This window comes from Microbispora sp. GKU 823 (genome assembly GCF_002027145.1).
GTDB lineage: Bacteria > Actinomycetota > Actinomycetes > Streptosporangiales > Streptosporangiaceae > Microbispora > Microbispora siamensis.
Genome location: NZ_MWJN01000074.1, coordinates 34,204 through 44,645, shown reverse-complemented (window position 1 = coordinate 44,645; position 10,442 = coordinate 34,204). Strand labels below are relative to the sequence as shown.

The window sequence follows — 10,442 nt, the reverse complement described above, 5'->3', positions numbered from 1 at the left end:
GTCGGGTAAGTTCCGACCTGCACGAATGGCGTAACGACTTCCCCGCTGTCTCAACCACAGGCCCGGTGAAATTGCAGTACGAGTAAAGATGCTCGTTTCGCGCAGCAGGACGGAAAGACCCCGGGACCTTCACTACAGCTTGACATTGGCGTTTGGAGCGTCTTGTGTAGGATAGGTGGGAGACTGGGAAGCGGTAACGCTAGTTACCGTGGAGTCATTGGTGAAATACCACTCTGGTCGTTTTGGACGTCTAACCCGCGCCCGTGAATCCGGGTGGGGGACAGTGTCTGGTGGGTAGTTTAACTGGGGCGGTTGCCTCCTAAAAGGTAACGGAGGCGCCCAAAGGTTCCCTCAGCCTGGTTGGCAATCAGGTGTCGAGTGTAAGTGCACAAGGGAGCTTGACTGTGAGACTGACGGGTCGAGCAGGAGCGAAAGCTGGGACTAGTGATCCGGCATCGGCGTGTGGAAGCGGTGTCGCTCAACGGCTAAAAGGTACCCCGGGGATAACAGGCTGATCTTCCCCAAGAGTCCATATCGACGGGATGGTTTGGCACCTCGATGTCGGCTCGTCGCATCCTGGGGCTGGAGTAGGTCCCAAGGGTTGGGCTGTTCGCCCATTAAAGCGGTACGCGAGCTGGGTTTAGAACGTCGCGAGACAGTTCGGTCCCTATCCGCTGCGCGCGCAGGAGACTTGCGAGGGGCTGTCCCTAGTACGAGAGGACCGGGACGGACGAACCTCTGGTGTGCCAGTTGTTCCGCCAGGAGCACGGCTGGTTGGCTACGTTCGGTAGGGATAACCGCTGAAAGCATCTAAGCGGGAAGCTCGCCTCAAGATGAGGTCTCCCACCACGAGAGTGGGTAAGGCCCCCTAGAGATGATGGGGTTGATAGGCCGGAAGTGGAAGCGCAGTAATGTGTGGAGCTGACCGGTACTAATAGGCCGAGGACTTGACCATGATGTGCTCGCGTTCACTATGTGATCTCAGAGACAGCAACCAGTGAGTGTGTTGGTTGTGTGTTTCGTGGGGTTACGGCGGTCATAGCGGCAGGGAAACACCCGGTTACATTCCGAACCCGGAAGTTAAGCCTGCCAGCGCCGATGGTACTGCACCGGGGACGGTGTGGGAGAGTAGGACACCGCCGGACAATCTTTCGAGGAGGGCCACCCCAAGCGGGGTGGCCCTTCCGCATTTCCGGGGGTGTTTCCCCCTTGTTCGGGGCTTTTCCTCGGGGGTCGTGTGGAGTCTGGTGCAGAGCAGATGATCCTGATTCCGGCGGGGAGGATTCTGCTTCGGGACGAGGGGACGCGGACGAACTGGGTGGCAGCGGTCGAGGATTTCCTGCTGGCGCCGTATCCCGTGACCGCTGAGCTGTACCGATCCGTCACCGGCGAGACCCCATCGAGTTCGCCGGGACCGTTGACCCCGGTGACCGAAGTCTCCTGGAACGACGCGGTCCGGTTCTGCAATCTTCTCTCGGAAGCGTCGGGGCTGACTCCTTGCTACTCGATCGGAGGCGACGTCAACGCCCAGGACGTGGTCTGCGATTGGGATGCCGACGGGTACCGGCTGCCGTCCGAGGCGGAGTGGGAGTACGCCTGCCGGGCCGGGACGACCGACGTGCGGTACGGGGCACTCGACGAGATCGCCTGGTATCGAGAGAACTCGGGCGGGCGAGTGCACGACGTGGGGACCAGGGCACCGAACGCCTGGGGCCTGTACGACATGATCGGGAACGTGTGGGAATGGTGCTGGGACGTCTACGACGCCACGGTGTACGGCCCCTACCGGGTGTTCCGCGGTGGAGGGGCGCATGACCTGCCCAGGGGATGCCGGGCGTCGTGCCGCCGTAAAAGCCACCCGACGTTCCGCATCGACGACCTCGGCTTCCGCCTCGCCCGCTCTGTCTGAGCCCGGTCCACTCCCGGGCGGTCGTTACGGCGTGGGCGGTGTGACCGCGGCCTGCAGCAAAGGTTCGATCCGGAAGGGGATCTGGGTCGACAGGGCGATCGTCGTGTCGGTGCGCTGGACGGCGGGTGAGGCGAGGATGCGGGCGATGATCTCCTGAAGGTGCGGGGTGCTGCGGGCGACCACGCGGCACAGCAGGTCGGCCTGGCCGCTGGTGCCGTACACCTCGAGGATCTCCGGGACGCCGGCCAGCCACTGCACGGCCTCGGTGAGCCGGCCCTGCGCGATCTGCAGGGACGCGAAGGCGAGGATGGGGTAGCCGATCTGCTCTGTCGTGACCGTCGGACCGAAGTCGCTGATGACGCCGCGCGCGGTGAGCTTGTCCAGCCGCGCCTGCACGGTGCCGCGGGCCACGCCGAGCAGGCGGGCCAGTTCGGTGAGCCCGATCCGGGGGTTGGCCCGCATGGTGGTCAGCAGGCGGCTGTCGAGCGCGTCGAGCATGCGCCGAGGGTACGCCCCGACTGAGCGATTCGACCAGTGCCACCTATCAGAATCACGCCGATTTGAGCGTTTCGCACACCTCGACTGGTCACTCTTGCCAGCCAAACCGTTACTTGCTGTCATATGGGAGTATGTTCGAAGAAGCGCAGTATTTCGCTCCGGTGGCGACGAAGGACGACGGGTCCGTCGTCGTCGAGTTGGCCACGAGCCACCCCGGTTTCGCGGACGCCGTCTACCGTCAGCGGCGCAATGCGATCGCGGCGCTGGCGCTCGGTCACACCCCCGGTGATCCCATCCCGACCGCCGAGTACACCGACGAGGAGCACCACGTGTGGGCGCTCGTCACGAAGGAACTGGCGGTAAAGCATCAGAAGTACGCGGTGCGCGAGTTCCTCGACGCGACCGAGCGGCTCGGCCTGCCCGAGGACCGCATCCCGCAACTCCAGGAGGTCGGCGATCTTCTGGAGCCGCTGACCGGGTTCCGCTACCTGCCCGCGGCCGGGCTGGTCCCGCTCCGTGAGTTCTACGGCGTCCTGGCGGACGGCCTGTTCCACTCCACGCAGTACATCCGGCACCATTCCGTGCCCTTCTACACCCCCGAGCCGGACGTCATCCACGAGGTGATCGGGCACGCGAACACCCTGGCCTCACCCCGCTTCGCCGCGCTGTACCGGGCCGCGGGCCGGGCGGCACGCCGGGTGGAGACCGACGAGGCGCTGGAGTTCGTGTCCAAGGTGTTCTGGTTCACCCTGGAGTTCGGCGTCATGCGGGAGGACGGCGAACTCAGGGCGTACGGCGCGGGGATCCTCAGCTCGTACGGCGAGATCGAGGAGTTCCGCGGGATGGACATCCGCCCGCTCGACATCGCCGCGATGGGGACCACCCACTACGACATCACGAAGTACCAGGAGGTGCTCTTCGAGGCGGCCTCGTTCGACCACCTCGAAGATACGGTCGGGACGTTCTGGGACACCTGCGACGACGAGACGATCGCCCGTCTCCTCGCGACGTCCACAGTGTGATCCAGGTCGTGATCCAGGTCGTGATCCGGCTCAGCGCGCGCCGATGATCAACAGGGCGTCGCCGACTCCCCGCTCGACGCCGTCGGACGGCCGGTTGACCACCTTGTCGCCGATGACCATGGTGGTCGACCCGCCGCCGTCCAGGTTGATCGCGTCGCGCGCGCCGAGCCAGCGCATGAGCTCGGCCGCCTCGAAGAACGACGCGCCGATCGTGCTGCCCGGCGCGCGGCCGTCGACGACCGCGATGACGAGCTTGCCGTTGCGGGTGACGCCGGCGAGCGTGCGCGGGTGACGCCGCAGGATCATGTTGGTGTTGGCCATGCCGTCCCGCGACGCGGTGATGGAGGTCCTGCCGTTCCTGACCAGGCCGATCGCGCCGCCGATGATGTTGGTCTCCGGGGTCAGCGGGATGGCCTTGTTCGCCCGCAGGTCGGTGACCCGGGTCGTGACCGTGACGGTCGTGCCCTCGCCCGCGTGCTGCCACAGCCAGTCGGCGGCGGCTCCGACGCCGTGCAGCACGCGCGTCCCGGGCGCCACGGGACCGCCGGACCCGCGGACGGCGGTCACCCTGCCGGAGGCGTCGAGGACCACCTCGGTCCCGTCGTCCTGCGGGGTGTCCCGCCCGAGTTCCTCGGTGTACATGACCAGCTCGTCCTGCTTCGGCACCCGGTTGAGGCCGGTCACCTCGGCCGTGGTCCCGTCGGCCGCACGGGCGACGACCGAGGACGACAGCTCGGTGATGCGGGCCGTACGCCCCCGCAGGACCAGGCCCACGCGGCCGGCGACGGCCTCGCTGAGCAGCTTGCCGCCGACGACGGAGATGCCGGTGGGGTCGCCGCGGAAGGCGGGCAGCGTGTGGATGTCGAAGAAGCCGCCGTTCACGGCGGCGAGCGCCTTGGCGGCGGAGGCCATGGCCGAGACCTTCTCCCGCTTGGCGACGCTCGTGCCCAGCGAGGCCTGGTAGGAGCCGCGGAACGTATGCGGGTCGACGACGATGACCCGCACGTCCCAGGGGCCGGTGGTGACGAAGCCGTCGTCGCCCTGGAAGTCGACCTTCGCGCTCACCCCGGCGTCCTTGAGCTGCTTGACGACCTCGGCGGCCTCGGCCTTCCGGTCGAGCGGCCAGCTGCCCACCCGGACCATGAAGTAGTCGCCTGCGGGGTGGTCCGCGACGGCCGGCCGGGTGAACTTCACGATGACGGGCTCGAGACCGGCCATCTGTACGGCCGTCGCCTGGGCCTGTGCGTTGGCCTCGGACATGAAGTCCTTGCCCTTGACGACGACGCTGACCGTGTACCCGTCCTGTGGCCTGCCGTGGCGAAGGGTGAAGTAACCGACTCCGGGGGCCAGGCTCTTGGCCGCCGACTTCGGGATCCCGGGCTCGCCGAGCGGGAAGTTCGTCGTCGGCAGTCCGGCGACGGGCTCGGCGGCGGCCGGTGCCGAAGGGATGGTCGTCGTCAGGGCCAGTACGGCGGCCCCGACGACCAGGCGGCGTCTCATGCGATTACTCCCCATTGGTGATCCTTGCGGGACCATCGTGGCGACAATCACCTACGGAGACGACGGAAACGCGCCAAAGAGTATGAAATTCCCCGACGGTAAATCGGGCGTTAGGGACATAAGCGCATGAACGTCAGGGAGTGTCGGCGTCGATCTCCCGGGCCCGCTGGACGAACTCCTGTGCGGACCGGGCCTCGATGTGGACGAGCAGTCCGTCGCGCCGCCGGGACATGCCCCAGTAGTGCGTGGTGGCCTCGCCCCACCAGATGGTCCATTTGGGGAAACGCGCGGACAGGGCCCGTACCACGACGGTCGGGCTGATTCGGGGTTCGCTCATCGTGGGCACGTTTCGAGGTAAGCACGATTCACCCCGTGAGCGCGAGTATACGAAAAGTAGTCACGTGCGATAGGACTTACACCCGGGACGACATACCTACTTTCCGGGTGTCAGCATCTCCGCAAGCAGTCGCCCATCGAGCCCTGTAACGGTCAAATCGTCTGCTCCGGTCATCGTCTCGGCCGCCACGAGCGCGTTGACGATGGCCTCCTCGGTCGCCTCGATGACCGCGTAGAAGAGCGGATCGAGGTACTCGTCCGCCAGCACCGTGACCTGGAACGTACGCGGAGGGGCCGCGTCGAGGGCGTTCGCCGGCAGGTTCCTGTTGCCGGTCGAGAAGCACAGGAAGCCGTCGCCGCTGGAGTTCTCCCCGGCGCCTCCCGTGCGCGCCACGCCGAGTCCGGCGCGCTGCGCCACCCTGCGGCACTGGTGCGGCAGCAGGGGAGCGTCGGTGGCGACGATTCCGATGATCGACCCCGCCTCCTCGTCGGACAGCGCCGAGGCCGGGAGGCTCCTCCCCACGTTGACGCCGTTGACCGTCAGCCGCTCCCGCCGTCCGTGGTTGGCCTGGACGAGCACGCCCACCGTGTAACCGTCCACAAGCCGGGAGGCCGTGCCGATCCCGCCCTTGAAGCCGTGACAGATCATCCCGGTGCCGCCGCCGACCGCGCCCTCCGCGACCGGCCCGCTCGCGGCCTTCTCGTACGCCTCCCGGACATGGGCGGCCTTCACGTGCCGGCCGTCGATGTCGTTGAGCATGCCGTCCCAGGTCTCGCCGACGACGGGCAGCGACCACGCCCGCCCGCCCTTGCCGAGCGCGCCGACCTCGATCTCGACGAGCGCGTCGCGGACCACGCCCACCGAGCCGGTGTTGGTCAGCCCGATCGGCGAGGCGAGCAGCCCGAAATCCTGGAGGAACGCCATTCCGGTGATCTCACCGTTGCCGTTGAGCCAGTGCAGCCCCGCGTAGAGGGGCTCGTCGAAGGCCGAGCCCTCGTGGGGGACGATCACGGTGACGCCGGTGCGCACCGGGCCCTCGCCGACCACCCGCGGGCCGCTCCCGCTGATCAGCGTGGTGTGCCCGACCCGCACTCCCGGAACGTCGGTGATGGCGTTGTGCTCGCCGGGCGTTCCGGTGCCGATGACGATGCCGAAATCCCGTGCTCTCAACGACAGCCCCTTCTCGATCAGGTGGACTCGCGGCGGAAGGTCTCCAGGGCCAGCAGCGCGACGTGCAGCGACAGGCACGACTCGACGTCGTCGAGGTCGGTGTCGAGGACCCGCTCCAGCCGCCGCAGGCGGTCGTAGAACGCGGGCCGGGACAGATGGGCCTTCTGCGCGGCCACGGCCTTGTTGCGTCCCGCGTCGAGGTAGATGCGCAGGATCCTGGTCAGGTCGCCGTGCCGCTGGGCGTCGTAGGCCAGCAGGGCCCCCAGCTCGCGCTCGGCGAAGGTCTGCAGCCGTGCGTCGTCGCGCAGCAGGTGCAGCAGGCCGCGCAGCCGCAGGTCGGGCAGGCGGTAGAACGGCCGCCCGTCGGGCTGGCGCACCGCGACCTCCGCCACCTGCTCGGCCTCCAGGAAGCTGCGCCGTACGTCCTTGATCGACTCGACGACCGAGCCGGCCGCCAGCACGAACGGCGTGGCGAAGTTCGCCCGCAGGCGCTCGGCCAGCGCGCCGAGCGCGGTCTCGGCGGCCATGCGGGGCGGCAGCGGCAGCAGCACTCCGACGCGGCTCTGGTCCAGCGCCCCGACCAGGGCGGGCAGCTTGGCCTCGCGGCAGGCGGCGGCGCCGGCCTCGGCGAGCTCGCCCAGCCTGGCCTGCTCGCCCAGCGCGGTGCCGACGGACGCGGTCAGCCGGATGACGGCGCTGACGAGCCTGCGGCCGGTGAGCGGGACGCCGACGGCGCGGGCGCGGGCGGCGGCCTCGTCGGGGTCGGCGTACGCGTGGGTGAGGATGCCGGTCAGTATGGTCCCGTGTGCCTGCCGCTCCAGGGACTCCTGGTGCCGCTCGAGCAGGCGGCTCAGCGCGAGCGTGGTCGCCGCGCGTTCGGCGAGCACGATGTCGCGGGGGCTGGGCGGCCCGTCGCACAGCAGGATGAGCCGTCCCCAGTCCTGGCCGCGGGCGCCGACCATGGTCACCAGCCACCCGGCGGCGGCGTCGTAGGCGGTCCGCTCGGCCGGCATGACCGCCCGCGACCTGGTCTCCCAGTTGGCCAGCACGCTCCCGGTGTCGCCCCCGGCGGCGTCGCACGCCAGGACCTGGTGGGCGAGGTTCTCCAGCAGCACCGGGCGGCCGGAGAAGCGGGTGACCTGGTTGAGCACCTCCGCGGGGGACGCGCCCTCGACCGACAGCTCGGTGAACACCTCGTGCAGCTGCTCGGAGGCCCGCAGCTCCTGGAGCTGGATGTCGATGATCCGCGCGTGGACCGACTCGGTGATCTGTACGAAGGGCGTCTCGCGGGCCAGCGTGATCAGGGGCAGTCCGTGCTCCTCCGCGGCCTTGACCACCGCCCTCGGCAGCTCGCGGACGAACCGGCGGCCGAGCTCCACGATCAGGCCCGAGGCGCCGACGGCGGCCAGCTCGCTGATGTAGTCGGCCAGCTTGTCGGGCTCGTTCGGCAGCGCCACCCCGGTCGTGAGGACCAACTCGCCGCCGCGTAACAGGTGGGCGATGTCGTGGACCTCGCCCACGTGAACCCACCGGACCCGGGTGTCCAGCCGGTCGCCGCCCGCCACCACCCGGGGGCTGCCACGCCGGACGGTGTCCAGCGCGAGCACGTCGGCGACCGTGGGGAGCATGCTCAGAGGCTACCTGATCATTATGTAAGGATGACCCCCCAGTAGCTGACACATTGAGGGCTGATTTTCAGCGCAGGCGCGTGCCGAGACCGTCGAGGAGGGCCGTCAGCCCGAACTCGAAGGCCAGCCGGCGGGCCACGAGGGGGTCGTAGTCCTTGGCGTAGGACCGGTAGCGCTCCAGCAGGTTGGGCCGGTCGGCCGACAGCTTCATCACGACCGGGTCCACGGCGGCCTGCAGCTCCGACACGCTCTTGCCCGACGCCTTCAGCGAGCTGAGCCAGGCGACCTCGGGAATCGTGGCTCCCAGCGTGTACGACACCACGGCCGTCATGGCGTAGTCGACGTCGATGCCCTCGAACCCCGCGCGGACGAAGGCGCCCATCAGCCGGTCGGCCGCCGTGAGCGCGTTCGGCCCGAGCCCGGGGACCACGCCGATGAGGCTCGCGCTCCACGGATGGTCGAAGACCGCCTGGCGCATGGCGTAGGCGAAGACGCTCGCCGCCTCCCGCCAGTCGGCCTCCTCGGGCAGCACGACGGTCGCGTAGACCTCGTCCATCACGAGCTCGATCAGCTCGTCCTTGTTGGCGACGTGCCAGTAGAGGCTGGTCGCCCCCGCGCCGAGCCGGGCGCCGAGCTTGCGCATGCTCAGCGCGTCGAGGCCCTCGGCGTCGAGCAGCTCCACGGCCGCCCGGACGATCTGGTCGCGGCTGAGACCCTGCTCGCGCCCTCCCTTGCGCTCGCGGGTCCAGACCGAGGAGAACGGCTTCGCTGACACGGCCTCACAATATTCGCTCGCACAGTGTTCGATAGAGTCGTACAGTGTCCGAGTCTACTCGCACACTGTTCGAGGTGAGCTTCATGTCCCATCCCCGACGCTGGTGGATCCTCGGCGTCCTCTGTCTGAGCCTGCTGACCCTCGTCGTGGACAACACCGTCCTCAACCTGGCGATCCCGTCGCTGATGCGCGACCTCGGCGCGACGCCGTCGGACGTGCAGTGGATCATCGACGCGTACGTCCTGGTGTTCGCGGGCCTGCTGCTCACCGCCGGCAGCCTGTCCGACCGGTACGGCAGGCGCCGCGTTCTCGTGATCGGCCTGGCGTTCTTCGGAGGGGCCTCGCTGGCGGCCACGCTCGCCACCGAGCCCTGGCAGCTCATCGCCGCACGCGCGCTGATGGGCGTCGGAGGCTGCTGCGTGATGCCGTCGACCCTGTCGATCCTGATCACCGTGTTCGACGAGAGCGAGCGGCGCAAGGCGATCGCCGCGTGGAGCTCGGTCGCCATGGTGGGCGTCATCGCCGGCCCGACGGTCGGCGGGTTCCTGCTCCAGCACTACTACTGGGGCTCCGTCTTCCTGATCAACGTGCCGATCGCGGTGCTCGCGATCGTCGCGGCCTTCGCGCTCATGCCCGAGACGTACGGCGAGACGCGGCGGGCCGACCCGCTCGGGGTCATCCTGTCCACGGCCGGGATGGGCGGGCTGGTCTGGGCCGTCATCTCGGCGCCCGGCGGGCGCTTCAACCCCTTGGCCGTGGTCGTCTCGGCGGCCGCCCTGCTGGCGTTCGTGCTGTGGGAGCGCCGCACCCCCCACTCGATGCTGCCGCTCGGCCTGTTCCGGGACCGCTCGTTCAGCGGGGCTTGCTTCTCGATCGTGCTGCTGTCGTTCGGCGCGGGCGCGCTGATGCTGGCCATCACGCAGTATCTGCAGTTCGTCCTGGGCTACGACCCGCTGAAGGCCGGTTTCGCCCTGCTGCCCTACGTGGTCGCGGCGATGGTCTTCAACGGTCTGGGCGCGTCGCTGGGCAAGAAGGTGAGCAACCGGGTGCTCATCGTCTCCGGGCTGGTCGTCATGGCCGCCGGGTTCGTCCTGCTCTCCACGCTCACCGGCGGGTACGGCACGCTGATCGCCGGCCTGATGGTCATGGGGGTGGGCGGCGGCCTGGCCGGTCCCGCGGCGTACGCGACGCTGATGGGCGCGGTGCCGCCCGAGCGCGCCGGGGTGGGCTCCGCGCTGAACGACACCGTGCAGCAGGTCGGCATGGCGCTGAGCGTGGCCGTTCTCGGCAGCGTGCTCGCCGGCGCGTACACCGCGGCGATGCCGGAGTCGGCGCCGCCCGCGGCGCGCGAGTCGATCGGCGTCGCGGTGACCCTGGGCGACCCCGCCGTGGCCGCGGCCGGGCGCGACGCGTTCGTGTCGGCGATGTCCGTCGGCTCGTGGGTGGGCGCGGCCTGCTCGCTCGCGGCGGCCCTGGTCGCGCTGCTGGTCCTGCGGCGGAAGGCCGCCGGGACGGCTCCCGCGCAGGAACCCGCGGCGCCCACCACTGTGTAAGGCAAGTTCGCGGTATCCCAGACAGGCTGACGGGTGAGGCGGCCGCCCGC

9 protein-coding genes and 2 rRNA genes are annotated in these 10,442 nt (G+C 69.0%); 5 read left to right on the top strand and 6 right to left on the bottom strand.

Features of this window, described 5'->3' with window-relative positions; translation table 11 throughout:
* From B1L11_RS30825 to B1L11_RS30815, 3 genes are all read left to right on the top strand, one after another.
* Positions 1–955: ribosomal RNA gene (locus B1L11_RS30825) — 23S ribosomal RNA — on the top strand; the annotation flags it as partial.
* A 73-nt stretch (positions 956–1,028) separates the two neighbouring features.
* Positions 1,029–1,145, top strand: a 5S ribosomal RNA gene (gene rrf, locus B1L11_RS30820).
* A 113-nt stretch (positions 1,146–1,258) separates the two neighbouring features.
* A complete protein-coding gene (locus B1L11_RS30815; RefSeq protein ID WP_079318914.1) occupies positions 1,259–1,909 on the top strand; it encodes an SUMF1/EgtB/PvdO family nonheme iron enzyme in 651 nt (216 codons plus the stop codon).
* A gap of 24 nt (positions 1,910–1,933) precedes the next feature.
* On the opposite strand, the gene B1L11_RS30810 is transcribed toward B1L11_RS30815, so the two are convergent.
* Positions 1,934–2,407, bottom strand: coding sequence for an Lrp/AsnC family transcriptional regulator (locus B1L11_RS30810; RefSeq protein ID WP_079318913.1), 474 nt, complete (start codon positions 2,405–2,407; stop codon positions 1,934–1,936).
* A gap of 131 nt (positions 2,408–2,538) precedes the next feature.
* Between B1L11_RS30810 and B1L11_RS30805 the strand changes: the two genes are divergently transcribed.
* Positions 2,539–3,429 carry a phenylalanine 4-monooxygenase gene (locus B1L11_RS30805; protein ID WP_079318912.1) on the top strand — a complete coding sequence of 297 codons (891 nt, stop codon included), beginning with the start codon at positions 2,539–2,541 and terminating at the stop codon, positions 3,427–3,429.
* A 30-nt stretch (positions 3,430–3,459) separates the two neighbouring features.
* On the opposite strand, the gene B1L11_RS30800 is transcribed toward B1L11_RS30805, so the two are convergent.
* From B1L11_RS30800 to B1L11_RS30780, 5 genes are all read right to left on the bottom strand, one after another.
* Positions 3,460–4,929: a phosphodiester glycosidase family protein gene (locus B1L11_RS30800; protein ID WP_079318911.1), complete on the bottom strand. Its 1,470-nt coding sequence runs from the start codon at positions 4,927–4,929 to the stop codon at positions 3,460–3,462.
* 133 nt (positions 4,930–5,062) lie between these two features.
* Positions 5,063–5,266 carry a hypothetical protein gene (locus B1L11_RS30795; RefSeq protein WP_079318910.1) on the bottom strand — a complete coding sequence of 68 codons (204 nt, stop codon included), beginning with the start codon at positions 5,264–5,266 and terminating at the stop codon, positions 5,063–5,065.
* 96 nt (positions 5,267–5,362) lie between these two features.
* Complete coding sequence (locus tag B1L11_RS30790) at positions 5,363–6,436, bottom strand: P1 family peptidase (protein ID WP_079318909.1); 1,074 nt, start codon at positions 6,434–6,436, stop codon at positions 5,363–5,365.
* A gap of 17 nt (positions 6,437–6,453) precedes the next feature.
* Positions 6,454–8,064 carry a PucR family transcriptional regulator ligand-binding domain-containing protein gene (locus B1L11_RS30785; RefSeq protein ID WP_079318908.1) on the bottom strand — a complete coding sequence of 537 codons (1,611 nt, stop codon included), beginning with the start codon at positions 8,062–8,064 and terminating at the stop codon, positions 6,454–6,456.
* Between the two features lie 67 nt (positions 8,065–8,131).
* Complete coding sequence (locus B1L11_RS30780; protein ID WP_143737654.1) at positions 8,132–8,839, bottom strand: TetR/AcrR family transcriptional regulator C-terminal domain-containing protein; 708 nt, start codon at positions 8,837–8,839, stop codon at positions 8,132–8,134.
* Between the two features lie 83 nt (positions 8,840–8,922).
* Here B1L11_RS30780 and B1L11_RS30775 point away from each other — a divergent pair, with 83 nt between their 5' ends.
* Positions 8,923–10,392, top strand: a complete 1,470-nt coding sequence (locus B1L11_RS30775) for an MFS transporter (RefSeq protein WP_079318915.1) — start codon at positions 8,923–8,925, stop codon at positions 10,390–10,392.
* Positions 10,393–10,442: the final 50 nt, after the last annotated feature.